We start from the raw sequence: 24,064 nt of genomic DNA, 5'->3' as shown, positions 1-24,064 counted from the left end.
GTCTCAGTAGCTGCGGGGCAGGCCCAGCGAGGTCTGGGCGACGAAGTTGAGCACCATCTCGCGGCTGACCGGGGCGATGCGGCCCAGCCGGGCCGAGGCCAGCATGGCGGCCACACCGTACTCCTTGGTGAGGCCGTTGCCGCCCATCGACTGCACCGCCTGGTCGACCGAGCGGGTAGCCGCCTCGGCCGCAGCATATTTGGCCATGTTGGCGGCCTCGGCCGCGCCCATGTCGTTGCCGGCGTCATACAGGGTGGCCGCCTTCTGCATCATCAGCTTGGCGAGTTCGACCTCGATGTGGCACTGCGCCAACGGATGTGACAGGCCCTGGTGCGCGCCGACCGGGGTGCCCCACACCTGGCGGGTCTTGACGTATTCGGCGGCCCGGGCCAGCGCGAACCGGCCCATCCCGACGGAGCTGGCCGCGCCCATGATGCGTTCGGGGTTGAGCCCGGCGAAAAGCTGTGCGATCGCGGCGTCTTCGGCGCCGACGAGCGCATCCGACGGCAGCCGCACGTCGTCGAGGAAGACCTGGAACTGGCGTTCCGGGCTGATCAATTCCATCTCGATCGGCGTGGCGCTGAAACCGGGCGCATCGGTGGGCACCACGAACAGCGCGGGCCGCAGCTTGCCGGTCTTTGCCTCCTCGGTGCGGGCCACCACCAGCACCGCCTGCGCCTGGTCGATGCCGGAAATGAAAACCTTCTGGCCCTTGAGGATCCAGTCGCTGCCGTCGCGGCGGGCGGTGGTGGTGATCTTGTGCGAGTTGGACCCGGCGTCGGGTTCGGTGATGGCGAACGCCATTGTCAGCGTGCCGTCGGCGATCCCGGGAAGCCAGCGCTTCTTCTGCTCCTCGGTGCCGAACTTGCTGATGATGGTGCCGTTGATGGCCGGCGACACCACCATCAACAGCAGCGCGCTGCCCGCGGCCGCCATCTCCTCCATCACCAGCGACAGCTCGTACATGCCGGCGCCCCCGCCGCCGTACTCCTCGGGCAGGTTCACCCCGAGAAAGCCGAGTTTGCCTGCCTCGGACCACAATTCGTTGGTGTGCTCGTGGGCTCGGGCTTTCCGCAGGTAGTACTCGCTGCCGTAGTTGGATGCCCACTCGGCTACCGCCTTGCGCAACGCCTGACGCTCTTCGTTTTCGATGAAGCTGCTGTCGGTCACTGTGCATCTCCTTCTGATTGCGGCGCTTCCACTCTTGCCAGCACAGCGCCGACTTCGACTTGCTGACCGGTTTTGACATTGAGCTCGGCGAGCACCCCGTCGACTGGGGCGGCGATGGTGTGCTCCATCTTCATGGCTTCCAGCCAGATCAGGGACTGACCGGCGGTGACGGTGTCCCCGATCGCGGCACCGAGCCGGATGACGTTGCCGGGCATGGGCGCCACCAGCGAGCCCTTTTCGACGCTCGAACCGGGCTCGGGGAAGCGCGGCAGCACGGTCAAGTGCACCGGCCCGCGCACCGAATCGACATACACGTCGGCGTCGGCGCCGTGGTAGCGGCGCACCGAGAAGTTGTGCTCGACACCATCGGTGCGCAGCACCACGTCGTCGGCCGTGGCCGACACCAGCTGCACCGACGGGTCATCGGGCAGAACCAAACCGGTTCTGGTGAAACGATATTGGACCCGATGCTCGTGGCCCTCGTCGTCGCGGTAGTCCTTGACCTGAAAGCCCGACGGCAGGTTCCGCCAGCCGCTGGGGATGGCGCCCAGCACCGGGGCGTGAGCGCGGTTTCGCGCGGCGTCGGCGAGAGCGGCCGCGACCGCCGACAGGCGCACCGCCGCCGCGTCGCCCAGCGGCGCCGCCAGCTCGGCCAGGCCGTGGGTGTCGAAAAACGCTGTGTCGGTGGCGCCGTCGAGGAACGCCGGATGCCGCAGCACGTTCACCAGCAGATCGCGGTTGGTGCGCACGCCGTGCACCCGGGTGCGGGTGAGCGCGTCGGCCAGCACCAGCGCCGCCTGACGGCGGGTCGGCGCGTAGGAGATGACCTTGGCCAGCATCGGGTCGTAGTGGATCGACACCGCGAATCCGTCGGTGATACCCGCGTCCAGCCGGATGCCGATCCGCCGCCCCAGTGAGCCGAACTCGGCCCGGACCGAGGGCACCGCGAACGCGTGCACCACGCCGGCCTGCGGCTGCCAACCGCGGGCCGGGTCCTCGGCGTACAGCCGGGCCTCGATCGAATAACCCTGGGCGGCAGGGGGTTCCGCATCCAGGCGGGCGCCGTCGGCGACCGCGAGCTGCAGCTCGACCAGGTCCAGCCCGGTGGTCTCCTCGGTGACCGGGTGTTCGACCTGCAGCCGGGTGTTCATCTCCAGGAAGTAGAACTCTCCGTCGTCATCGGCGAGGAACTCGACCGTCCCGGCCCCGGTGTAGCCGATGACGCCGGCGGCCAGCCGGGCCGCCTCGAACAGCTTGGCGCGCATCCCCGGTGTGCGCTCCACCAGCGGTGAGGGGGCCTCCTCGATGATCTTCTGGTGACGGCGCTGAATCGAACATTCGCGTTCGCCGACCGCCCACACCGTGCCGTGGGCATCGGCCAGCACCTGAACCTCGACGTGGTGACCGGTGGGCAGATAGCGTTCGCAGAACACCGTCGGATCACCGAACGCCGACTGCGCCTCACGGCGCGCGGCCTCCACTTCGCCACGCAGGGCGGACAATTCGTGCACCACCCGCATGCCGCGGCCGCCACCGCCCGCGGACGCCTTGACCAGCACCGGCAGTTGGGCCTCGGTGACGGTGTCGGGGTCGAGCTCGTCGAGCACCGGCACTCCGGCGGCGGCCATCAGCTTTTTCGACTCGATCTTGGAGCCCATCGCGCGCACCGCATCCACCGGCGGACCGACCCAAGTCAGTCCGGCGTCGGCGACAGCGGTCGCGAAATCGGCGTTCTCGGAGAGGAATCCATATCCGGGATGTAGCGCGTCGGCGCCGGCCGCGCGGGCGGCGCCGATGATGGCCTCGATGTTGAGGTAGTCGGTGGTGTTCGGCAACCGCACCCGGGCGTCGGCTTCGGCGACATGCGGCGCGCCGGCATCGGGGTCGGTGTAGACGGCGACGGTGCTCACCCCCAGCCGTCGGCAGGTAGCGAACACCCGCCGGGCGATCTCGCCGCGGTTGGCAACCAGTACTCGCGTGATTCCCATCGGGCTCACATCCGAAAGACGCCGAAGTTCGACGTCCCCTCGATCGGGCCATTGGCTATGGCGGACAAACACATTCCCAATACCGTGCGGGTGTCTCGTGGATCGATCACCCCGTCGTCGTAGAGCATTCCGGACAGCACCAGCGGCAGCGACTCCGCTTCGATCTGGCCTTCCACCGCCGCCCGCATCGCCGCGTCGGCCTGCTCGTCGAACTGCTGGCCGCGGGCCTCGGCCGCCGCGCGGGCCACGATGGACAGCACGCCGGCCAGCTGGGCGCCGCCCATCACCGCGGACTTCGACGTCGGCCAGGCGAACAGGAAACGCGGGTCGTAGGCGCGGCCGCACATGCCGTAGTGGCCCGCGCCGTAGGAGGCGCCGATCAACAGCGAGATGTGCGGCACCGTCGAGTTGGACACGGCGTTGATCATCATCGACCCGTGCTTGATCATCCCGCCCTCTTCGTAGTCCTTGCCTACCATGTAGCCGGTGGTGTTGTGCAGGAACAGCAATGGCGTGTTGGAGCGGTTGGCCAGCTGGATGAACTGGGTGGCCTTTTGCGACTCCTCGCTGAACAGCACACCGCGCGCGTTGGCCAGGATGCCGATCGGATAGCCGTGCAGCCGGGCCCAGCCGGTCACCAGCGACGAGCCGTACAGCGGCTTGAATTCGTCGAACTCGGAGCCGTCGACGATGCGGGCGATCACTTCCCGCGGATCGAACGGGATGCGCAGATCGGCGGGCACGATGCCGATGAGCTCTTCGGTGTCGAACAGCGGCTCGGTGACCGGTTTGGGTGTGGGGCCCTGCTTGACCCAGTTCAACCGGGCCACGATGCGCCGGCCGATGCGGATCGCGTCGAGTTCGTCTACGGCGAAGTAGTCGGCCAAACCCGAGACCCGGGCATGCATTTCGGCCCCACCCAGTGATTCGTCGTCGGATTCCTCACCGGTGGCCATCTTCACCAGCGGCGGACCGGCCAGGAACACCTTGGAACGTTCCTTGATCATCACCACGTGATCCGACATGCCCGGGACGTAGGCGCCGCCCGCCGTGGAGTTTCCGAAAACCAAAGCGATGGTGGGGATTCCGGCAGCCGACAGCCGGGTCAGGTCGCGGAACATCCGTCCGCCGGGGATGAAGATCTCCTTCTGGGTGGGCAGGTCCGCCCCGCCGGACTCCACCAGGGAGATCACCGGAAGCCGGTTCTCGAAGGCGATTTGGTTGGCCCGCAGGATCTTCTTCAGGGTCCACGGGTTGCTGGTGCCGCCTTTGACCGTGGGGTCATTCGCCACGATCATGCATTCGACGCCCTCGACCACGCCGATACCGGTGACGGTGCTGGCGCCGACCTTGAAGGAGCTGCCCCAGGCCGCCAGGGGGCTCAGCTCCAGGAACGGCGAGTCCTGGTCGACCAGCAGTTCGATGCGTTCCCGCGCCGTCAGCTTGCCCCGGGCGTGGTGGCGTTCAACGTATTTCGGTCCGCCGCCGGCCAGCGCGTTGGCGAGTTCGGTGTCGATCTCCTCGAGTTTCGCCATCGCCGCCGACGCCGCGTCGGTGAAGGCGGTGGCCTCGCGGTCGAGGGTGGACTGCAGCACGGTCATGATTGGAATCCCAGCAGTTTGGCGGACAACGCGGTCAGGATTTCGGTGGTGCCGCCGCCGATGCCCAGGATCCTCATGTCCCGGTATTGGCGTTCGACCTCGGATTCGGCCATGTAGCCCATGCCGCCGAACAGCTGCACGGCCTGGTTGGCAACCCATTCGCCGGCCTCCACGGCCGTGTTCTTGGCGAAGCACACCTGCGGGATCAGATTCGTCTCACCGGCCAGCTGGCGTTCCACCACGTTGCGCGAATACACCCGGGCGACGTCGATGCGGCGGGCCATCTCGGCCAGCGTGTTCTGCACCGACTGCCGGGAAATCAGCGGCCGGCCGAACGTCTCGCGGTCGCGACACCACTGCACCGTCAGGTCCAGGCACCGCTGCGCACTCGAATACGCTTGTGCGGCAAGGCCGATCCGCTCGGAGACGAAGGCCTGGGCTATTTGGGCGAACCCGGTGTTCTCGGCGCCGACCAGGTTGGACACCGGTACCCGGACGTCGGTGTAGGACAGCTCGGCGGTGTCCGAGGAGCGCCAGCCCATCTTGTCCAGCTTGCGCGTCACCTCGAACCCGGGAGTGCCCTTCTCGACCACCAGCAACGAAACCCCTGCCGCCCCAGGGCCCCCGGTGCGGACCGCGGTCACCACATAGTCGGCACGCACCCCGGAGGTGATGTAGGTCTTGGCGCCGTTGACGATGTAGTGATCACCATCGCGTACCGCGGAGGTCCGCAAATGACCGACGTCCGAACCGCCGCCCGGCTCGGTGATGGCCAGCGAACCGATCTTCTCGCCGGCCAGCGTGGGCCGGACGAACTCCTCGATGAGCCGCTGATCCCCGGAGGCGATCATGTGCGGCACCGCGATGCCGCAGGTGAACAACGACGCGAACACCCCGCCCGGTGCTCCGGCCTGATGCATCTCCTCGCAGATGATGACCGCGTCGGCGCCGTCGCCGCCCCCGCCGCCGACCGATTCGGGAAAGCCGGCGCCCAACAGCCCGGCCGCCCCGGCGCTGCGGTGCAATTCGCGCGGCAGCTCGCCGCTGCGCTCCCACTCGTCGACGTGCGGTAGGATCTCGCGTTCGGCGAACGAGCGCACCGTCTTTCGCAGTTGTTCGCGCTCGGGGGTGGTCCACAGATTCACAGCAGGCTCTCCGGGATGTCGAGGTAGCGGCCGCGCAGCCATTCGCCCAGCCCCTTGGCTTGCGGGTCGAACCGGGCTTGATAGGCGACACCCTGTCCGAGGATGCCGTCGATGACGAAGTTGACCGCGCGCAGGTTGGGCAGCAGGTGGCGGGTGACGGCGAACTCGGCGGCCTCGGGCAGCAGCTCGGTGAGCCGCTCGACGGTCAACGTGTGGGCCAGCCAGCGCCACTGCTCGTCGGTGCGGACCCAGACCCCGACGTTGGCCGAGCCGCCCTTGTCTCCGCTGCGGGCCCCGGCGATAGTACCCAGCGGCGCGCGGCGCACCGGGCCGTCCGGCAGCGGTTCGGGCAGCGCCGGGTCATCGACCGGCGCCAACTCCAAAGTATCGGTGGCGCAAGGAATGTCGACCCGGGTGCCGTCGGCGTGCACCGCGATGTGCGGCACCTTATCGGCGTCGACATAGCCGGCGGTGAACACGCCGTACACCTGGCCGTCGCCCGGCGGGGCGGTGACATGAAATCCCGGATAGCTGGCGAGTGCCAATTCGACTGCGGCCGAGGAGAATTGGCGCCCGACGTTGGCCGGGTCGGGATCGCGGACGACGCAGTGCAGCAGGGCGCTGGCGGCCTCTTCGGTGTCGGCGTCGAGATGGTCGGTGCGGGCCAGCGACCACTGCAGCTCCGCGGGTTTGACCGCCAACGCGGACTGCAGCTGCCGACGCACCAGCTCGGCCTTGGCCTCGATGTCCAGGCCGGTCAGCACGAAGGTCATCGAGTTGCGGAATCCGCCGATGCTGTTCAGCGACACCTTGTAGGTGGGCGGCGGCGGCTCACCGCGCACGCCGCTGATGCGCACCCGGTCGGGGCCGTCGGAGGACAGCTCGACGGTGTCTATCCGCGCGGTGACGTCGGGGTTGGCGTAGCGCGCGCCGGTGATCTCGTACAGCAGTTGCGCGGTGACGGTGTCGACGCTGACCAGCCCGCCGGTGCCCGGATGCTTGGTGATCACCGAGGAGCCGTCGGCGTGCACCTCGGCCAGCGGGAAACCCGCGTGGGTCAGGTCGGGCACCTCGGTGAAGAAGGAATAGTTGCCGCCGGTGGCCTGCACCCCGCACTCGATGACGTGGCCGGCCACCACCGCCCCGGCGAGCCGGTCGTAGTCGCTGCGTTCCCAGCCGAAGTGCGCCGCGGCCGCCCCGACGATCACCGAGGCGTCGGTGACCCGGCCGGTGACGACGACGTCGGCGCCGTCGCCCAGGCAGTCGACGATGCCCCAGGCGCCCAGGTAGGCGTTGGCGGTCAGCGGGCTGCCCAGCCCCAGCTCGGCGGCGCGCGCCAGCAGGTCGTCGCCCTCGACGTGGGCGACCCGGACATCGAGGCCGAGCCGGGCGGCGAGGTCGCGGATCGCGTCGGCCAGGCCGGCCGGGTTGAGTCCGCCGGCGTTGGCCACGATGCGGACCCCGCGGTCGCGGGCCTCGCCCAGGCAGTCCTCGAGTTGGGTCAGGAAGGTCTTGGCGTAGCCGCGCTCGGGGTGCTTCATCCGATCGCGGCCCAGGATCAGCATGGTCAGTTCGGCCAGGTAGTCGCCGGTGAGGTAGTCCACCTCACCGCCGGTCAGCATCTCGCGCATGGCCGACAGCCGGTCGCCGTAGAACCCGGAGCAGTTCGCGATGCGGACCGCTCCCGGATCGCCGGGAGGACCGGAAGGAGAGGCCATGCGTGTCCTCCATTCGTGGGCGTACCGGTGACCGCGAACCAACCAACCAACCGGTAGGTTATCGGGTACCGCCGGTGTCACGTCAAGGACGGTCGATCGTCGGCGGGCGTCGTTTTGGTGACCAGCAGGCCAACGACTATCCTGATGTCCAATCGTCGCACGTTCGGCCCGACCGGCCACGCCGCGCGACATGCCCGTTCAAGCCCCCGACCGAGGAGTTAGGCCCGACCATGGCCGTACCCAAGCGCAGAATGTCGCGCGCGAACACCCGTAGCCGGCGCGCGCAGTGGAAGGCGGAGAAGACCGAGCTCGTCGGTGTGACGGTGGCAGGTCAGCGGCACAAGGTGCCGCGCAGGCTGCTCAAGGCGGCCCGTCTCGGCCTGATCGATCTCGACCGCCGCTAGCCGCAATCCCGGCGCGCCTCTCAGGTCAGTCTCAGGCGGTGGGACGAAACTAGGGGCCGTGCGAATACTGGTCGTCGACGACGATCGCGCGGTGCGCGAGTCGTTACGCAGGTCGTTGTCCTTCAACGGCTACTCCGTCGAGTTGGCCCATGACGGGGTCGAGGCTCTCGACATGATCGCGAGCGATCGCCCCGACGCGCTCGTCCTGGATGTGATGATGCCGCGACTGGATGGCCTCGAGGTGTGCCGTCAGCTGCGCAGCACCGGTGACGACCTGCCCATCCTGGTGCTGACGGCCCGCGATTCGGTCTCCGAGCGGGTGGCCGGGCTGGACGCGGGCGCCGACGACTACCTGCCCAAGCCGTTCGCCCTGGAAGAACTGCTGGCCCGGATGCGGGCGCTGCTGCGCCGCACCAAGCCCGAGGACGACGCCGAATCCGTGGCGATGACGTTCTCCGATCTGACGCTGGACCCGGTGACCCGGGAGGTCACCCGCGGGCAGCGCCGGATCAGCCTGACGCGCACCGAGTTCGCGCTGCTGGAAATGCTGATCGCCAACCCGCGCCGGGTGCTCACCCGCAGCCGCATCCTCGAAGAGGTCTGGGGCTTCGACTTCCCCACCTCGGGCAATGCGCTGGAGGTGTACGTCGGCTACCTGCGCCGCAAAACCGAAGCCGACGGCGAGCCGCGGCTGATCCACACGGTGCGCGGGGTGGGTTACGTGCTTCGGGAGACGCCGCCGTGACGAGCCGCCCGCCGCGATGATCCGGTTGCACCGGCCCCAGCGCCCCCCGCTGCGCGCGCCCCTGCGCGCCACCCCCTCGCTGTCGCTGCGATGGCGGGTGATGCTGCTGGCCATGTCGATGGTGGCCATGGTCGTGGTGCTGATGGCGTTCGCCGTCTACGCCGTGATTTCGGCCGCCCTCTACAGCGACATCGACAACCAACTGCAGAGCCGGGCGCAACTGCTGATCGCCAGCGGCTCGTTGGCCGCCGACCCCGGCAAGGCGATCGAGGGCACCGCCTATTCGGACGTCAACGCGATGCTGGTGAACCCCGGCCACGCCATCTACACCGCCCAGCAGCCGGGTCAGACGCTGCCGGTGGGGTCGCCGGAAAAGGCGGTCATCCACGGCGAACTGTTCATGTCGCGGCGCACCGCGGGCGATCAGCGCATCCTGGCCGTGCATCTGCAGAACGGCACGTCGTTGTTGATCTCCAAGAGCCTCAAGCCGACCGAGGCGGTGATGAACAAACTGCGGTGGGTGCTGCTGATCGTCGGAGGTGTCGGCGTGGCCGTCGCGGCGGTGGCGGGCGGCATGGTCACCCGGGCCGGGTTGCGCCCGGTGGCCCGCCTGACCGAAGCGGCCGAGCGGGTGGCGCGCACCGACGACCTGCGGCCCATCCCGGTGTTCGGCAGCGACGAATTGGCCAGGCTCACCGAGTCGTTCAACCTGATGCTGCGGGCGCTGGCCGAGTCCCGGGAGCGACAGGCCCGGCTGGTCACCGACGCCGGACACGAATTGCGCACCCCGCTGACGTCGCTGCGCACCAACGTCGAGCTGCTGATGGCCTCGATGGAGCCGGGTGCCCCGCGGCTGCCCGAGCAGGAGATGGTCGAGCTGCGCGCCGATGTGCTCGCCCAGATCGAGGAATTGTCAACGCTGGTAGGCGATTTGGTGGACCTCACCCGTGACGACGCCGGGCAGGTGGTGCACGAGCCGGTCGACATGTCCGATGTGATCGATCGCAGCCTGGAGCGAGTCAGGCGGCGGCGCAACGACATTCACTTCGACGTCGATGTGACGCCGTGGCAGATGTACGGCGATGCCGCCGGGTTGTCGCGTGCGGTGCTCAACCTGTTGGACAACGCGGCCAAGTGGAGCCCGCCCGGCGGGCACGTCGGCGTCACGATGCGCCAGCTCGACCCGTCGCACGCCGAGCTGGTGGTCTCTGACCACGGGCCCGGCATTCCGCCGCAGGAGCGCCGGCTGGTGTTCGAGCGGTTCTACCGCTCGACGTCGGCGCGGGCCATGCCCGGCTCCGGGCTGGGGCTGGCCATCGTCAAGAAGGTCGTGCTCAACCACGGCGGCATGCTGCGCGTCGAGGACACGGTGCCAGGCGGCCAGCCGCCGGGCACCTCCTTCTATGTGCTGCTGCCGGGGCGGCCGCTGCCGCCGGCCGGCCACTCGACGCCCGCCGGCGAGTCGGAAACCGACAAGGCGGAGGCCGCCACCGACCCCGCCGTACCGGTGGCCGGGGACACGGCGAACTCTCGGGAATCGGCGAACGTTATCTCAGTGGACTCTCAGTCCGCGCGGGCAAGGTAGGTCTGCGGCTACTGTTAAACCCAGCCGAGCCGAGCCCACCGCGAGCCGAAACGCCGAGATAGAGGAAGAGCGACTTAGCGACATGACGAATGACCCGAGGTATTCGCCACCGCCGCAGCAGCAGCCGGGATACCCGCCCGCGCCGAATCAGACTGCGCCCGTCCCGAGCCACGCGGGCTCCTCAGGCTATGCCCAGGGGCAGCAGCCCTACCAGCAGCAATTCGACTGGCGCTATCGGTCGCAGCCCTCGCAAACCACCCAGTTCCGCTCGCCCTACGAGCCCTTCGGCAATGCCGGGCCGGGACGCGTCCCCGGCGGCACCGGCACCGGTCCGCTGCCCGGCATGCACCCCGGGATGCCCGGGCCGCCGGAACCTCAAAAGCGTTCTCGCGCAGGGCTTTTGACGGTGGGAGCGGTCGCCATCGCGGTGGTGTCGGCCGGCATCGGTGGTGCCGCCGCAACGGCCGTCGAAATGGGCACCCACGCAACGGGCAGCGGCGGCGGGCGCATCGCCGGGGCGGCGCCCAGCGTCCCGGCGGCGAACATGCCGCCGGGCAGTGTCGAGCAGGTGGCGGCCAAGGTGGTGCCCAGCGTGGTGATGCTGGAGACCGATCTGGGCCGTCAGTCCGAGGAGGGCTCCGGCATCATCCTGTCGACCGACGGGCTGATCCTGACCAACAACCACGTCGTCGCGGCCGCGGCGGGACCGCCCAAGGGTCCCGCGGCGCCCCCGGTGGTCCCGCTGCCGCCCGGCGGCCCGGGCGGTGGTCCCGGCGCCGGCACCCCGAAGACGACGGTCACCTTCTCCGACGGCCGCACCGCGCCGTTCACGGTGGTCGGTGCCGACCCCACCAGCGATATCGCCGTCATCCGGGTGCAGGGCATGTCCGGGCTCACCCCCATCTCGCTGGGGTCGTCGTCGGACCTGCGGGTCGGTCAGCCGGTGGTGGCGATCGGGTCGCCGCTGGGTCTGTCCGGCACGGTGACCACCGGGATCGTCAGCGCCCTGAACCGGCCGGTGTCCACCACCGGTGAGTCCGGCAACCAGAACACCGTGCTGGACGCCATCCAGACCGACGCCGCGATCAACCCCGGCAACTCCGGGGGAGCGTTGGTCAACATGAACGGCCAACTGGTGGGCGTGAACTCGGCCATCGCCACGCTGGGCGCCGACTCGCCGGACGCGCAGAGCGGCTCGATCGGGCTGGGCTTCGCGATCCCGGTCGACCAGGCCAAGCGGATCGCCGACGAGCTGATCGCCACCGGCAAGGCGTCACATGCCTCGCTGGGCGTGCAGGTGACCAACGACAAGGGCACCCCGGGCGCCAAGGTCGTCGACGTGGTGTCGGGCGGTGCGGCCGCCAGCGCCGGCCTGCCCAAGAACGTGGTCGTCACCAAGGTCGACGACCGCCCGATCAACAGCGCCGACGCGTTGGTCGCCGCCGTGCGGTCCAAAGCGCCGGGCGACAAGATCACGTTGACGTTCTCCGATCCCGCCGGCGGCGGCAGCCGGACTTTGCCGGTCACCCTGGGAAAGGCGGACCAGTAGTGAGAGTGGACGAACCCTCGGCGGCGGGATTGTCGGAGCTCGGATATACGGTTGCACCCATGGAAACGGGTGCGGAGTTGGTAGTTGGCCGGGCACTGGTCGTGGTGGTCGACGATCGCACCGCCCACGGGGACGAGGACCACAGCGGGCCGCTGGTGACCGAGCTGCTCACCGAGGCGGGATTCGTCGTCGACGGTGTGGTCGCCGTCGCCGCCGACGAGGTCGAGATCCGCAACGCGCTCAACACCGCGGTGATCGGCGGGGTGGACCTGGTCGTCTCCGTCGGCGGGACGGGCGTCACCCCGCGCGACGTCACCCCGGAGGCCACCCGGGAGATCCTCGATCGCGAAATCCTCGGCATCGCCGAGGCCATCCGCGGCTCGGGGCTGTCCGCCGGCATCATCGACGCCGGCTTGTCACGCGGACTGGCCGGGGTGTCCGGCAGCACGCTGGTGGTCAACCTGGCCGGCTCCCGCTATGCGGTGCGCGACGGCATGGCGACGCTGAATCCGTTGGCGGCCCAGATCATTGGGCAGTTGTCGAGCCTGGAGATCTAGACCCGGGCTGCCCGGCGCCGGTCGTTACGACTCGGCCTCCGCGCGCGGCCCGTACTCCGGTGGGGGTGTGGTGCTCACGCTGCCGTGCTTGCCCGACGAGTCGCCGTTGGTCTGCGCGAGCAGATCGCGGATCTCGGTGAGCAGAACCACCTGGGCGTCGTCGGCCGGCTCGACCTCACCCCGCTTGCGCAGCGTCGTGTAGGGCAACACGACCAGGAAGTAGACCACCGCGGCGATGATCACGAAGTTGATCGCGGCGGACAGCACGTTGTTCAGGTCGATGGTCTGCCCGCCGCCGATGCTGATCCGCAGGATGCCGATGTCGGACTTCTGGTTGACGCCGATGCGGTTGATCAACGGCTTGATGATGCTGTCGGTGAATGTCGTGACCAATGCGGTGAACGCGGTACCGATGACCACCGCTGTGGACAGGTCGATGATGTTGCCCCGCGAGAGAAACTCCTTGAACCCTTTGAGCATTGGCGATGGCCTTTCTGGGACTGGACAGAGTTTGCTGTCGGCCAGGTGATCCCCCGCGGACAGGCGCTCAGTGCAGGGTGAGTGTCACCGTCTGGCCGAGCGCCGCTCCTGCCACCGTGTTCGCCACCCCAGCCGGTAGCGCAACCAACACTACGCGGTCGGCACCGGCGGCCTGAATCTTTTCCCGGGCCGACACCAGCACCACGACGGCGTCGGTGGCCAGCACCTTGGGCGCGGCGTGGGTCGTCTCCGCCGAGGTGTTGGCCGGCGCGGCCAGCACGTCGACCACGTCCCCGGGCCGCACCAGGTCGATCAGCGCGCCGTCCGCCGGGTGCAGCGGCACGATGCGCGCGCCCGCTGCCGCCTTGGACCCGACGGCCGCCTCGGCCAGTCGACTGCCCAGCAGTCGCACGTCGGTGAGCACCTCGCCGCGTCGCGCCGGGCCGGCCAGTGTGGAACCCAGCACCGCGCCGATCTCGGCGGGTGATCCCTCGGGAACCGTTGCGGCCAAACGCTTTTCGAGACGGACATCGGCGGCGGTCAACGCGGCGCCCGGGCGCAGGTCGTGCTCGGCCACCACTACCGGCGCATAGTCACCGGCGGGATCGGACCGCAGCGCGGCGATCGCGGCCAACACCACCAGGGCGCCGGCCGCGACCCGACGGGCCAGTACGGTGCGCGTCCAGTCCGGCCGCAGCCACACCGACAGCCGGCTCAATACGCTTGGGTTCAGCGAGGATTCGCCCACGCCGCAACGGTAGGCGCGGCGCGGCGCCCGGGTCGGCGCTCGGCGGCGCCGCTGTGGATAACCGTCAGCCGGCCGCGGCGGCGGCCGGCGCGGGGCTGCTGGCGGCCTTCTCGCCCGAGCCGGACTTGGCGCTCGAGCCGGAGCTGTCGCTCGTCGACGAGCTCGAGTCGCTCGAGGAGGAGCCGTTGGTCGACCCCGCGGGCTTCTTGCCGGACTCCCGGCTATCGGTGCGGTAGAAGCCGCTGCCCTTGAACACCACGCCGACGGAGTTGAAGCGCTTGCGCAGCCGCCCGGAGCAGTGCTTGCACGTGGTCAGCGCGTCGTCGGTGAAGGCCTGCACGATGTCGAAGCGATCGTCGCACTCGGTGCACTGATAGCTGTAAGTCGGCACGTAAACCTCCGGATGGTCGCAAACCTTGTTAGCACTCTAGCGTGTCAAGTGCTAGAACCGCCAGGTGACGCGTCTCATTCCCGAGACGACCGAGACGACCGAGACGTCAGCGGGCGCCGAGGGTGACCAACCCGCGCTGCGGCGTCAGCGCGTGGGTCATCGGGACGTCGTGCGGCTCGGCCGGTAGCTCGTCGAGCAGTTCCGCGTCGCGCACCAGCGCGACCAGCCGCGCCCGCGGATCGCGGTCGCCCAGCGAGCGGTCGTAGAACCCCCGGCCCCGGCCCAGGCGCACCCCGCGGCGGTCCACGGCCAGCGCCGGCACCAGCACCAGGGCCGCGTCGGCCAGCGCCGATGCGGGCAGCCACGGCTGCGCCGGCTCGAGCAGCCCCCACCGCCCGGTGGTCAGGGTGCCGGGCCGGTATTCGCCCCAGCACAGCGGCAGCGGGGTGTCGTCGGCGGCGGTGCGGGCAACCGGCAGCAGCACCCGCCCGGCCCGCCGCAGCAACATGTCCAGCATCTCGACGGAGCCCGGCTCGGCGCCCACCGGCACGTAGGCGCACACGGTGCTGCCGCTGGTCACCATGAACTCCAGCTGTTCGCGCAGCATCCGCGCCTCAGCGGCGCGAACGTCGTCGGCAACGCGGCGCCGGGCGGCGAGCAGCCGTTCGCGCAGGGCGGCCTTGCCGGTGGTGGCCATGGGTAAACCATGACAGCCCGGTCTTCGCCTGCGCCACATCCACTCGGCAAAGTCGATGCGGGTTATCGTGTGAACGATGTCATGCCCAAACGTGGTGGTGCCACGCACGGCGATTGTGCCCGCCGCCGGCCTCGGTACCCGATTCCTGCCCGCGACCAAGACGGTCCCCAAAGAGCTGCTGCCCGTGGTCGATACCCCCGGGATCGAGCTCGTCGCCGCCGAGGCGGCCGAGGCAGGCGCCGAACGCCTGGTGATCGTCACCTCGGAGGGCAAGGACGGTGTCGTCGCGCACTTCGTCGAGGACCTGGTGCTCGAGAGCACGCTGGAGGAGCGCGGCAAAACCGCGATGCTGGACAAGGTTCGGCGGGCGCCGCGGCTGATCAAGGTCGAGTCGGTGGTGCAGAGCGAGCCGCTGGGACTGGGCCACGCGATCGGGTGTGTGGAACCGCGGCTGGCCGACGACGAGGACGCGGTCGCGGTGCTGCTGCCCGACGACCTGGTGCTGCCGACCGGTGTGCTGGGGACCATGTCGAAGGTGCGGGCGCACTACGGCGGCACGGTGTTGTGCGCCATCGAGGTGACGCCCGAGGAGATCAGTGCCTACGGCGTCTTCGACGTCGAGCCGGTGCCCGACGACGATCCGGACGTGCTGCGGGTCAAAGGCATGGTCGAGAAGCCGAAGGCCGAGGACGCGCCGTCGATGTTCGCCGCGGCGGGCCGCTACGTGCTCGACCGCGCCATCTTCGACGCGTTGCGCCGCATCGACCGCGGCGCCGGCGGCGAGGTCCAGCTGACCGACGGGATCGCGCTGCTGATCTCCGAGGGCCACCCGGTGCACGTGGTCGTGCACCGCGGATCTCGACACGACTTGGGAAATCCTGGCGGCTACCTCAAGGCTGCGGTTGACTTTGCATTGGACCGTGACGACTACGGCCCGGATTTGCGGCAGTGGTTGGTGGCGCGGTTAGGCCTGTCCGAGCAGTAACCGGGCCGGCAGGCGACGGCGGGTCGGCGCAACGCCAAGCGGTCCCGGGCGGGGATGCCCCGCCCGCGCAGTGGGCGGGTCGTGCGCCATGCGGCGCCCGCCGGATTTGAGGGCAGAGAGGCGCGCTGTGCGTTCGGTGGAAGAGCAGCAGGCCCGGATCACGGCTGCCGCGGTGGCGCCGCGGCCGATACGTGTGGCGATCGCCGAGGCGCAGGGCCTGATGTGCGCCGAGGAAGTGGTCACCGAACGCCCGATGCCCGGTTTCGATCAGGCCGCGATCGACGGCTACGCGGTGCGCAGCGTCGACGTGCTCGGCGTCGGCGAGGTGGGCGCCGAGGGCCTGCCCGCGCCGCTCGACGACTCGGTCGACGACGCGCGCGACGGGCTGGTGCTGCCGGTGATGGGAACCGTCGAGGCAGGGTCGCGCACCCCCAGTCGGTTGCAGCCGCGGCAGGCCGTCCGGGTGCAAACCGGCGCCCCGCTGCCCACGCTGGCCGACGCGGTGCTGCCGCTGGGGTGGACCGACGGCGGGACGCAGCGGGTGCGGATCTACCGGGGCGCGCCCTCGGGCGCCTATGTGCGCCGGGCCGGCGACGACGTCCAGCCCGGCGACGTCGCGGTGCGCGCCGGAGCGGTGATCGGGGCGGCCCAGGTCGGGCTGCTGGCCGCGGTCGGCCGCGAGCGGGTGCTGGTGCATCCGCGGCCGCGGGTGACGATCATGGCGCTGGGCGGAGAACTGGTCGACATCTCGCGCACCCCGGGAAACGGGCAGGTCTACGACGTCAACTCCTATGCGCTGGCGGCGGCGGCCCGCGACGCCGGGGCGGAGGTCAACCGGATCGGGATCGTCGGCGGCGGCCCCAGGGAACTGCGCGACATCGTCGAGGGCCAGATCAACCGCGCCGAGGTGATCGTGATCGCCGGCGCGGTCGGTGGCGCCGCGGCCGAAGCGGTGCGCCAGGTGCTGTCCGAGCTCGGGGAGATCGAGGTCGTCCGGGTCGCCATGCACCCGGGCTCCATCCAGGGTTTTGGGCAGCTGGGCCGCGAGGGCGTTCCGACCTTCCTGTTGCCCGCCAATCCGGTGAGCGCGCTGGTGGTGTTCGAGGTGATGGTCCGCCCGCTGATCCGGTTGTCGCTGGGCAAGCGCCAGCCGATGCGCCGCATCGTGCAGGCCCGCACGCTGTCGCCCATCACGTCGGTGGCCGGGCGCAAGGGCTATCTGCGCGGGCAGCTGATGCGCGATCAGGACAGCGGCGAGTATCTGGTGCAGGCGCTGGGCGGCGCCCCGGGCGCGTCGTCGCACCTGCTTGCCACCCTCGCCGAAGCCAACTGCCTGGTGGTGGTGCCCAGCGGGGCCGAGCAGATCCGCACCGGCGAGATCGTCGACGTCGCCTTCTTGGCTCAGCGCGGCTGAGCGGAACGACTGCACACATCGTGAACCTGTTGCGCAACAATTCCCGTCATCCCGGTTGGCCGATGAGTGTCGGCCCGCTGCGGGTGCCGGCCGGGGTGGTCCGGTTGCGGGCGGTCCGGCTGCGCGACGGCGCGCAGTGGAGCCGGATCCGGCTGGCCGATCGGGCGCATCTGGAACCGTGGGAGCCCAGCGCCGAGGGCGATTGGACGACCCGGCACGCGGTGGCCGCCTGGCCGGCCCTGTGCTCGGGCCTGCGCGCCGAGGCGCGCCAGGGCCGGATGCTGCCCTACGTCATCGAGCTCGACGGGCGCTTCTGCGGCCAGCTGACCGTCGGCAACGTCACTCACGGGGCGTTGCGGTCGGCGTGGATCGGCTACTGGGTACCGCGCTCGGCCACCGGCGGCGGGGTGGCCACCGCGGCCCTGGCGCTGGGTCTCGACCACTGCTTCGGCCCGGTCATGCTGCACCGGGTGGAGGCCACCGTGCGTCCGGAGAACGCCGCGAGCCGGGCCGTGCTGGCGAAAGTCGGGTTCCGCCAGGAGGGCCTATTGCAGCGCTACCTCGAGGTGGACAAGGCCTGGCGGGACCATCTGTTGATGGCGATCACGGTCGAGGAGGTCAGCGGATCGGTGGCGTCGACGCTGGTGCGGGCCGGTAACGCGAGCTGGGTGTGACGGCCGTGGCCTAGTACGGCGGCGTTACGGCGACGCGCCGGTGGCGGCCGAAACGTTGCCCATCTGGGACTAGCGCGACACGAGTGACTAGTGGTGCTTGTGAGAGGCAAATTACAGGTGTGTAATTGTCCTGGTCATCACGACCCGGCCGCGTTGGCCACCGATGGGCTTCGCGGGGGATGGGAACCGAAGAGAGCAGGTCATCATGCCAAGCATCCCGCAGTCGTTGTTGTGGATATCGCTCGTGGTGCTGTGGCTGTTCGTCTTGGTGCCGATGCTGGTCAGCAAACGCGACGCGGTGCGCCGCACCAGCGATGTGGCGCTGGCGACCCGAGTCCTCAACGGCGGGGCCAACTCTCGGCTGGTCAAGCGCGGCGGGCCGGCCGCCGGGCACCGCAGCGATCCCCACTGGACGCGACCGGAAGACTCCGACGCCGACCTCGACGAGGAGCACGACGTCGCCGCGGACGAGCCCGGTGACCAGGACGACGACGCCGACACCGACGAGCTGAGCCGCCGGCGGCCGGTGGTCATGAGGATGGCCACCGCCGAACCCGCCGAGCCCGACTATCTGGACGTCGACGTGGTCGAGGATTCCGCCGCACTTCCGGTGGGCGCCAGCGGTTCCGCGGCCGAGAACAACGACGAGCAGCCGGCCGAGGACGACGACGTCGACACCGAGGCGGTCGCCAAGGGCGGCGACGAGCAGGACAGCTACGAGTACGTCGACGACTCGTCCGGCCTGGAGGAGCCTGCCGCCGAGGGCGACGAGGCCGACGAGGAGGCGCCGGCGCCGATGCCGCGCAACGCCTCGCGGCGGCGCCGGTTCGACACCAAGACCGCCGCCGCGGTCAGCGCCCGCAAATACGCCTTCCGCAAGCGGGTGCTGATGGCGATGGCGGTCGTGTTGGTCGGCTCGGCCACCGCGGCGTTCAAGATCTCGCCGACGGCGTGGTGGGTCTGCGGCGCCGCGACCACCGTGACCCTGCTCTACCTGGGCTATCTGCGCCGCCAGACGCGCATCGAGGAGAAGGTGCGCCGGCGCCGCATGCAGCGGATGGCGCGGGCGCGGCTCGGCGTCGAGAACGCCTATGCCCGTGAGTACGACGTGGTGCCGTCGCGGCTGCGGCGCCCGGGCGCGGTGGTGCTCGAGATCGACGACGAGGACCCGATCTTCGAGCACCTGGAGTACGCGATGCCGATGCGGACGTTCGGTTGGCCCAGGGACTTGCCGCGCGCCGTCGGCGAATAGTGCTCGCGGTTTCGGCAGTTGCTGCCGCGGCTGGTAGCCTGCTTAGCGATCAGGGGCTATGGCGCAGTTGGTAGCGCGACTCGTTCGCATCGAGTAGGTCAGGGGTTCGAATCCCCTTAGCTCCACGAGTCATCAGCGGCGCGCAGGTGTAACCCATGGCCCGACTCACCCGTTGCGGTGACTGCTCCGCCGCTTGTGGCCCGACGCGTTCTCGGCAGCATCGTGGCTAGTGACTGGCAGGCGTGAAACATCGAACCTACAGTTGCGATCGTGCAGCACATATTGCGTGTTGATGGCGCCGGTCTTCATGCTGTGGCTGCCCGGTGGGATGCTGCGGCGGGCGATCTTCTCAGTGAGACGGCGGCTCCGCCGACGCCAGGGTCGTCGTGCCAGCCCAGTTTGTCTGCCGTTAGCGCCGCCCACGGAGCTATCGCCTCGTTCAGAGCCGAGTTGGCCATCCGCATTGGGACTCGCGCGACTAGTCTGGCCGAAGCAGATCGTCGGTATGCCTCCAACGAAGGCGCGTCGGCCGCCGAATTCGCTGCGGTCGCCGCGCCGGTAACCACCGTGTAGCAATGCCGGGCGTCGCAGGGGTGCCCGGGTTATCCGCGCTATTGGCCTGGCCGACCGACCACCTTACCGAGGCAGCAGATTACTGGGAGACCGTAAGCGAGCGCACGTTCGGGATCGCGCACCAGGTGTGGCGCGACGCGCTGTCAGCCGATTGGCGCGGCGCCGCCGCTGACACGCTGCGCAGCGCGACGCACGCCGACATGACGAGCACCAGCGCGGTCGCTGACCAGCTGCGAGCGGCAGCCAGTGTGGCGCGTGGCGGGGCCTCGGATCTCTCTGCGGCCCGCTCCCGCGTGCGCTACGCCGTCGAAGATGCGCACAGCGCGGGATTCGATGTGGGCGAAGATCTTTCGATTAGGGATCGCACGGTTGGTGGCTCGACCGCGCAGCGGGCCGCTCGGCAAGCTCAGGCCCGGGCCTTAGCCGGCGATATCCGCCAACGTGCGGCGCAACTCGTCAGTCTGGACCAAGAAGTCGCCGGCAAAATCACCGCCGTGGTCGCCGGTGTTCGCGATACCTTCCCGCACGATCCGACCGCCAATAGGCCGTCCACGGATGGTCACGTGCGCGGCGTCGACAACCACACGTTCAAAGACGCTCCATCGTCAGGCATGTCACGCGAGCAAGCCAAAGCTGGTCTCAAAGATGTCAACAAAAGGATATGGGAGCACAACCATATCGATAAGCCGGTCATTGAGCAGCTTCCGCCCAATGACCCACGAAGGGCCGATTTTCACGTTGAGACCGAACAGCTTAACGCCGAAAAACAGCAGTATCTTGATGTTCTATTCCATCAGCATCCGCCCGAGAGCGTCGTTGGCCCGCACGGCGAGCAATTGCCGGGTGTCCCATCCGGAGAGAGCGCAATCGGACCCGCCGAATCCGGTAAGGGCTGGCAGTTTTCATTGCCACCTGGTCACGCGGGGATTGACCCACGTGTGACGACAATCCGCGTTATGGAACCGACGGCCCAATATCCAGATGGTTATGTAGTGTACATGAATGGCATGGGCCAAACGGTAAATCCCTTTACCGGGCGAACGATACCTCCGTCGGATGACTATGCGCACATACCGTTGCCGGAGTAATGAGAGGTGGTCATGAATTTTTACCCGGTTAGCGAGCTTTATGAGTTCACGCCGGACGTGGAATCGAAGTCGTCCTTGCACCGCAACCCACTGACCATTACCGGCGCGCTAAACGATGCCGAGTTCATCGACATGCGCCTGTCGCCGCAACGGTCTCGCGTCGGCATCCTCTGTGACATTCAATGGTGTTGTGGTTTCGAAGGCTCGAATACTGCACTCGTTGTCGTAACCGGTGTCGGCAACGTTGTTTGGTCGAACGACGACGCAGCGCGCCAGCGGCCCTGGCATGCGCGGTACGCCAATTGGGAGCCCATAGGGTCCGCGGGCGCAGGACCGCCGTTTCCGCAGTGGAATAGCAGCGACGAGGACATGCGGGCCCTTGACGCGTCAGACAGCTCGCGGCAGGGAAAAGGACTCAACTCGTCGGCGAGTTCGGCAGGTCTGAACCCCAGTGGGTTAGCAGAATATATTCTGAAATTTGGTCGTTTGTCGGTATCTGGCCTGGGCGCCAGTATTTATATTGGGCATATTGAGGGGATCGACGGCGCGCCGCCTGATATGGGTGAGTTATCCGACGCTGAGATAATCGCCGGATTTCCTCAGTGGTCGTCGATAATGGAAGTGCGCGAGTCTTACTCTTACGTGCCGAGTGCTGAATAGGGAATGGCGAGTAGCGCAAAATTCGAGGCTACTATGGTCCACCGCCCGAGAATTCGTAGTCGGCGATGTCCCGACCGGGCGCCAAACCATGTGCGGCGCAATCAAAGTCGTCGGGCGCAGTACCAGCAAGCCGAGCTAGCTAGAACTCGCCACGATCACCCACGACGTCCCTTACCCGCGGGCCGCGCAGTGGGCCGTGGACCGATGGTGACCGGGGGTAGTCCTGGAATCCTGACTTGCACGCCGCCCAGGGAATGGCGATGTTCGGCAGTCATGCCGTCGGCTTGGAGTTGGTCGCCGTGACCGTAGACGACGTCGGCCATGCCATACAGGGCTTCGCTGCCGCGGTGGTGGGAGGAGGAGTGGTCGTGCGGGTTGATGCCATCGGACCCGGGCACTTCGGCGCGGAAGCGGACGGATCCGAATCCGTCGACGGCGGGGTCACCGCCACCCAGGCCGAGTTGGGCTGGAAAATGCTCTCCGCCCTGGTGGCCTCTAGACTGGCGACTGTCGATGATTCCGAAATCGTGCAGATGATTGCCGAACATGCAGCACTAAGCGGGCCGGAGGATGGCGATGGCGCCCCGGGACGATAACCCCCAAAAGGTGGAGCAGCGGAGCCTCGCGGTGCGCAAGGCTGCCGCCAAGGCGGCCGTCGCGGCCAGCGAAAAGACCGGCGTCCGGTGGATCCACGGGTAAAGAAGCTCGCCGAAAATCGCTGACCCACGTGATTTGGGCGGCCAGGTCCCGCTTTGCCGGCAGGCAGTAGCGGTTGTTGCGGGTAAGACGTTCGAATCCCCTTAGCTCCAACGCGTTTGGGCCCAGTCAGGCGTCAGTCGCGAGGCACGCCCGCCGCGATGAGACCATAGCCGGATGACTACCCATACCTGCACGGGTTGCGGGCTGGAAACCCGCTACTCGTACCCGACTTTTATCACCTGACTTTTATCACTGTCGGCGATCCGGCGGTTGTGTAGGGCTGTGACCTGTGTCTTCGGTTGTGGCCTGGTGCGGATTTGTGCACTAGCCGGTGGGCCGTAGGGTGCCTGCGTGGCCTATGTGCGCACGGTGAAGACATCCTCGGGGGCGATGGCTGTGCAGGTCGTGTGGTCCTCGCGGCGCGGGTCACGCCGGATCGAGCATCTGGGTTCGGCGCATGACGAGGCCGGGGTGGCCGCTTTGAAGGCTGCCGCGGCGCAGCGACTGGCCGCCGGCCAAGCGCAACTCGACCTTGGCTTGGCCGAACGTTCGGCGGCCGAGCCGTTGCCGATCACGTCCTCGAAGTCGGCGCTGCTGTGGGAAGCATTGTGCGCTGCTTATGACAAGGTCGGGTTCGCCAACGTCGCCGATGGGGATGAGGCGTTTCGTCAGTTGGTGTTGGCCCGGATCATCGAACCGACCAGCAAGGCCGATTCACTTCGGGTCGTCGAGGAGACTGGGGTCGTCCCGGTGTCGTATCCGACGCTGAACCGCCGTCTGCCGGTGTTCGCCAAACCCGCTTTCCGGCAAGCGCTTTCGACCGCATGCGCTGCCCACGCGCAATTGGGTCCGGCCAGTCTGGTGCTCTATGACGTGTCGACGCTGCACTTCGAGACCGATGCTGGTGATGGGTTCCGGGAGCCCGGATTCTCCAAGGAAAGACGGTTGGACCCGCAGATCACCCTGGGGTTGTTGACCGATGCTGGCGGGTTCCCGTTGACGGTGGCGGCCTTTGAGGGCAATAAGGCAGAGACCGCGACCATGCTGCCGGTGATCAACGCGTTCAAGGCCGCTCACCAACTCACCGACGTCACGGTCGTCGCTGATGCCGGGATGATCTCGGAAGCCAACCAGGTCGCCCTGCACGCGGCAGGGCTGTCCTACATTCTCGGCGCGAGGATTCCGTTTTTACCTGATGTGGTGCGCGAGTGGCGCGACAAGCACTCCGATGAGGCGATCCCCGACGGCCTGGTGCTCACCCAGCCCTGGCCATCAACCAGCGGCGAGAAAACCCGCGGCATCCCGGACCGGATCATCCACTACCAGTACCGCCATGACCGGGCCCGGCGCACGCTGCGGGGGATCGATGAGCAGGTGGCCAAGGCCGAACGTGCTGTTGACGGGCATGCCCCGGTCAAACGTAACCGCTACATCCAGCTCACCGGGGCTACCAAGAGCGTGAATCGCACACTGGAGGCCAAGGCCCGGGCGTTGGCCGGGTGGAAGGGATACACCACCAACCTGGTGAGCCAACCGGCCACTTTCGTCATCGAGGCGTATCACCAGTTGTGGCGCATTGAAAAGGCGTTCCGGATGTCCAAGCACGACCTGCAAGCCCGCCCGATCTATCACCGCACCCGCGACTCCATCGAAGCCCACCTCAGCGTTGTCTTCGCCGCGATGGCGGTATCGCACTGGATCGAGCACCAAACCGGTTGGAGCATTAAGAAATTCGTTCGCACCGCACGCCGCTACCGTACCGTCACTATCCAAGCCGGCAAGCACACCCTGACCGCTGCTGAACCGCCACCACCCGACCTCGCCGAAATCCTCGCAAACATCCACAGCCTACGTGCGCACTAGCCTGATAAAAGTCGGGTCCGGTGGATCCACGGGTAAAGAAGCTCGCCGAAAATCGCTGACCCACGTGATTTGGGCGGC

General features: G+C 68.4%; 22 protein-coding genes and 1 tRNA gene. 14 read left to right on the top strand and 9 right to left on the bottom strand.

The window, feature by feature from the left end; all coding sequences use genetic code 11:
* Positions 1 to 3: 3 nt before the first annotated feature.
* From NF20_RS17050 to NF20_RS17030, 5 genes are read right to left on the bottom strand one after another with little or no spacing between them, the layout of a single operon-like run.
* A complete protein-coding gene (locus NF20_RS17050) occupies positions 4 to 1,170 on the bottom strand; it encodes an acyl-CoA dehydrogenase family protein (protein ID WP_011723934.1) in 1,167 nt (388 codons plus the stop codon).
* Complete coding sequence (locus tag NF20_RS17045) at positions 1,167 to 3,158, bottom strand: acetyl/propionyl/methylcrotonyl-CoA carboxylase subunit alpha (RefSeq protein ID WP_011723935.1); 1,992 nt, start codon at positions 3,156 to 3,158, stop codon at positions 1,167 to 1,169. Before NF20_RS17045 ends, NF20_RS17050 begins: the two co-directional genes overlap by 4 nt.
* Positions 3,159 to 3,163: 5 nt before the next feature.
* Positions 3,164 to 4,753: an acyl-CoA carboxylase subunit beta gene (locus NF20_RS17040; protein ID WP_085988239.1), complete on the bottom strand. Its 1,590-nt coding sequence runs from the start codon at positions 4,751 to 4,753 to the stop codon at positions 3,164 to 3,166.
* 2 nt (positions 4,754 to 4,755) lie between these two features.
* Positions 4,756 to 5,904, bottom strand: a complete 1,149-nt coding sequence (locus tag NF20_RS17035; protein WP_011723936.1) for an acyl-CoA dehydrogenase family protein — start codon at positions 5,902 to 5,904, stop codon at positions 4,756 to 4,758.
* Entirely contained in the window at positions 5,901 to 7,622 is a 1,722-nt protein-coding gene (locus tag NF20_RS17030; RefSeq protein WP_019732009.1) for an acyclic terpene utilization AtuA family protein, read from the bottom strand. The genes NF20_RS17035 and NF20_RS17030 overlap by 4 nt, the downstream gene beginning before the upstream one ends.
* A 230-nt stretch (positions 7,623 to 7,852) precedes the next feature.
* On the opposite strand from NF20_RS17030, the gene rpmF reads away from it, so the two are divergent.
* The 5 genes from rpmF (at position 7,853) to NF20_RS17005 (ending at position 12,462) form a co-directional block, all read left to right on the top strand.
* Positions 7,853 to 8,026, top strand: a complete 174-nt coding sequence (gene rpmF, locus NF20_RS17025) for a 50S ribosomal protein L32 (RefSeq protein ID WP_003872812.1) — start codon at positions 7,853 to 7,855, stop codon at positions 8,024 to 8,026.
* Between the two features lie 58 nt (positions 8,027 to 8,084).
* Positions 8,085 to 8,771: a two-component system response regulator MprA gene (gene mprA / locus NF20_RS17020; protein ID WP_003872811.1), complete on the top strand. Its 687-nt coding sequence runs from the start codon at positions 8,085 to 8,087 to the stop codon at positions 8,769 to 8,771.
* 16 nt (positions 8,772 to 8,787) lie between these two features.
* Positions 8,788 to 10,356 (top strand): HAMP domain-containing sensor histidine kinase, encoded by a 1,569-nt coding sequence (locus tag NF20_RS17015; RefSeq protein ID WP_019732008.1) that lies wholly within the window; start codon positions 8,788 to 8,790, stop codon positions 10,354 to 10,356.
* Positions 10,357 to 10,438: 82 nt separating this feature from the next.
* Positions 10,439 to 11,905, top strand: a complete 1,467-nt coding sequence (locus NF20_RS17010; RefSeq protein ID WP_011723940.1) for a S1C family serine protease — start codon at positions 10,439 to 10,441, stop codon at positions 11,903 to 11,905.
* Positions 11,906 to 11,964: 59 nt separating this feature from the next.
* Positions 11,965 to 12,462 carry a MogA/MoaB family molybdenum cofactor biosynthesis protein gene (locus NF20_RS17005; protein WP_008254072.1) on the top strand — a complete coding sequence of 166 codons (498 nt, stop codon included), beginning with the start codon at positions 11,965 to 11,967 and terminating at the stop codon, positions 12,460 to 12,462.
* Positions 12,463 to 12,486: 24 nt separating this feature from the next.
* Here NF20_RS17005 and mscL read toward each other — a convergent pair whose 3' ends face one another.
* The 4 genes from mscL to NF20_RS16985 all read right to left on the bottom strand — a co-directional run bounded on the left by mscL (position 12,487) and on the right by NF20_RS16985 (position 14,778).
* Positions 12,487 to 12,942: a large-conductance mechanosensitive channel protein MscL gene (gene mscL, locus NF20_RS17000; protein WP_003872807.1), complete on the bottom strand. Its 456-nt coding sequence runs from the start codon at positions 12,940 to 12,942 to the stop codon at positions 12,487 to 12,489.
* A 67-nt stretch (positions 12,943 to 13,009) separates the two neighbouring features.
* Positions 13,010 to 13,690 carry an SAF domain-containing protein gene (locus NF20_RS16995; RefSeq protein ID WP_009975242.1) on the bottom strand — a complete coding sequence of 227 codons (681 nt, stop codon included), beginning with the start codon at positions 13,688 to 13,690 and terminating at the stop codon, positions 13,010 to 13,012.
* A gap of 64 nt (positions 13,691 to 13,754) precedes the next feature.
* Positions 13,755 to 14,081 (bottom strand): FmdB family zinc ribbon protein, encoded by a 327-nt coding sequence (locus NF20_RS16990; RefSeq protein ID WP_003872805.1) that lies wholly within the window; start codon positions 14,079 to 14,081, stop codon positions 13,755 to 13,757.
* A 106-nt stretch (positions 14,082 to 14,187) separates the two neighbouring features.
* Complete coding sequence (locus tag NF20_RS16985) at positions 14,188 to 14,778, bottom strand: 5-formyltetrahydrofolate cyclo-ligase (protein ID WP_011723942.1); 591 nt, start codon at positions 14,776 to 14,778, stop codon at positions 14,188 to 14,190.
* Positions 14,779 to 14,854: 76 nt separating this feature from the next.
* Between NF20_RS16985 and NF20_RS16980 the strand changes: the two genes are divergently transcribed.
* The 9 genes from NF20_RS16980 to NF20_RS16950 all read left to right on the top strand — a co-directional run bounded on the left by NF20_RS16980 (position 14,855) and on the right by NF20_RS16950 (position 23,986).
* Positions 14,855 to 15,763, top strand: coding sequence for a UTP--glucose-1-phosphate uridylyltransferase (locus tag NF20_RS16980; RefSeq protein WP_003877502.1), 909 nt, complete (start codon positions 14,855 to 14,857; stop codon positions 15,761 to 15,763).
* A 127-nt stretch (positions 15,764 to 15,890) separates the two neighbouring features.
* Positions 15,891 to 17,177: a gephyrin-like molybdotransferase Glp gene (glp, locus tag NF20_RS16975; RefSeq protein ID WP_003872802.1), complete on the top strand. Its 1,287-nt coding sequence runs from the start codon at positions 15,891 to 15,893 to the stop codon at positions 17,175 to 17,177.
* A gap of 20 nt (positions 17,178 to 17,197) precedes the next feature.
* Complete coding sequence (locus NF20_RS16970) at positions 17,198 to 17,851, top strand: GNAT family N-acetyltransferase (protein ID WP_179151722.1); 654 nt, start codon at positions 17,198 to 17,200, stop codon at positions 17,849 to 17,851.
* Positions 17,852 to 18,056: 205 nt separating this feature from the next.
* Entirely contained in the window at positions 18,057 to 19,103 is a 1,047-nt protein-coding gene (gene glpR, locus NF20_RS16965; protein ID WP_050427660.1) for a gephyrin-like molybdotransferase receptor GlpR, read from the top strand.
* Positions 19,104 to 19,155: 52 nt separating this feature from the next.
* A tRNA-Ala gene (locus tag NF20_RS16960) sits at positions 19,156 to 19,228 on the top strand.
* 450 nt (positions 19,229 to 19,678) lie between these two features.
* The gene (locus tag NF20_RS27305) at positions 19,679 to 20,764 is read left to right on the top strand and encodes a hypothetical protein (RefSeq protein ID WP_139334245.1); all 1,086 of its coding nucleotides are present in this window, start codon (positions 19,679 to 19,681) and stop codon (positions 20,762 to 20,764) included.
* Between the two features lie 12 nt (positions 20,765 to 20,776).
* Complete coding sequence (locus NF20_RS27300; RefSeq protein WP_139334244.1) at positions 20,777 to 21,424, top strand: hypothetical protein; 648 nt, start codon at positions 20,777 to 20,779, stop codon at positions 21,422 to 21,424.
* 236 nt (positions 21,425 to 21,660) lie between these two features.
* Complete coding sequence (locus NF20_RS27720; protein WP_033713192.1) at positions 21,661 to 22,020, top strand: hypothetical protein; 360 nt, start codon at positions 21,661 to 21,663, stop codon at positions 22,018 to 22,020.
* A 499-nt stretch (positions 22,021 to 22,519) separates the two neighbouring features.
* On the top strand, positions 22,520 to 23,986 hold the full coding sequence (locus NF20_RS16950; RefSeq protein ID WP_019733492.1) for an IS1634 family transposase: 1,467 nt from the start codon (positions 22,520 to 22,522) through the stop codon (positions 23,984 to 23,986).
* The last annotated feature ends 78 nt before the right edge of the window (positions 23,987 to 24,064 follow it).

Source organism: Mycobacterium sp. MAC_080597_8934, assembly GCF_000523975.1.
Taxonomy (GTDB): domain Bacteria; phylum Actinomycetota; class Actinomycetes; order Mycobacteriales; family Mycobacteriaceae; genus Mycobacterium; species Mycobacterium avium.
The sequence above is the reverse complement of the archived record's forward strand: the minus strand, read 5'-3'. Positions and strand labels throughout refer to the sequence as shown.

Bases quoted from the DNA above. Each gene is read 5' to 3' on its own strand.
- rpmF (WP_003872812.1), top strand. From the start codon at position 7,853: ATGGCCGTACCCAAGCGCAGAATGTCGCGCGCGAACACCCGTAGCCGG.
- glpR (WP_050427660.1), top strand. From the start codon at position 18,057: ATGCCAAGCATCCCGCAGTCGTTGTTGTGGATATCGCTCGTGGTGCTG.
- NF20_RS17005 (WP_008254072.1), top strand. From the start codon at position 11,965: ATGGAAACGGGTGCGGAGTTGGTAGTTGGCCGGGCACTGGTCGTGGTG.
- NF20_RS27300 (WP_139334244.1), top strand. From the start codon at position 20,777: ATGAATTTTTACCCGGTTAGCGAGCTTTATGAGTTCACGCCGGACGTG.
- mscL (WP_003872807.1), bottom strand. From the start codon at position 12,942: ATGCTCAAAGGGTTCAAGGAGTTTCTCTCGCGGGGCAACATCATCGAC.
- NF20_RS17010 (WP_011723940.1), top strand. From the start codon at position 10,439: ATGACGAATGACCCGAGGTATTCGCCACCGCCGCAGCAGCAGCCGGGA.
- NF20_RS17030 (WP_019732009.1), bottom strand. From the start codon at position 7,622: ATGGCCTCTCCTTCCGGTCCTCCCGGCGATCCGGGAGCGGTCCGCATC.
- NF20_RS27305 (WP_139334245.1), top strand. From the start codon at position 19,679: ATGCCGGGCGTCGCAGGGGTGCCCGGGTTATCCGCGCTATTGGCCTGG.
- NF20_RS17015 (WP_019732008.1), top strand. From the start codon at position 8,788: ATGATCCGGTTGCACCGGCCCCAGCGCCCCCCGCTGCGCGCGCCCCTG.
- NF20_RS16985 (WP_011723942.1), bottom strand. From the start codon at position 14,778: ATGGCCACCACCGGCAAGGCCGCCCTGCGCGAACGGCTGCTCGCCGCC.
- NF20_RS17045 (WP_011723935.1), bottom strand. From the start codon at position 3,158: ATGGGAATCACGCGAGTACTGGTTGCCAACCGCGGCGAGATCGCCCGG.
- NF20_RS16980 (WP_003877502.1), top strand. From the start codon at position 14,855: ATGTCATGCCCAAACGTGGTGGTGCCACGCACGGCGATTGTGCCCGCC.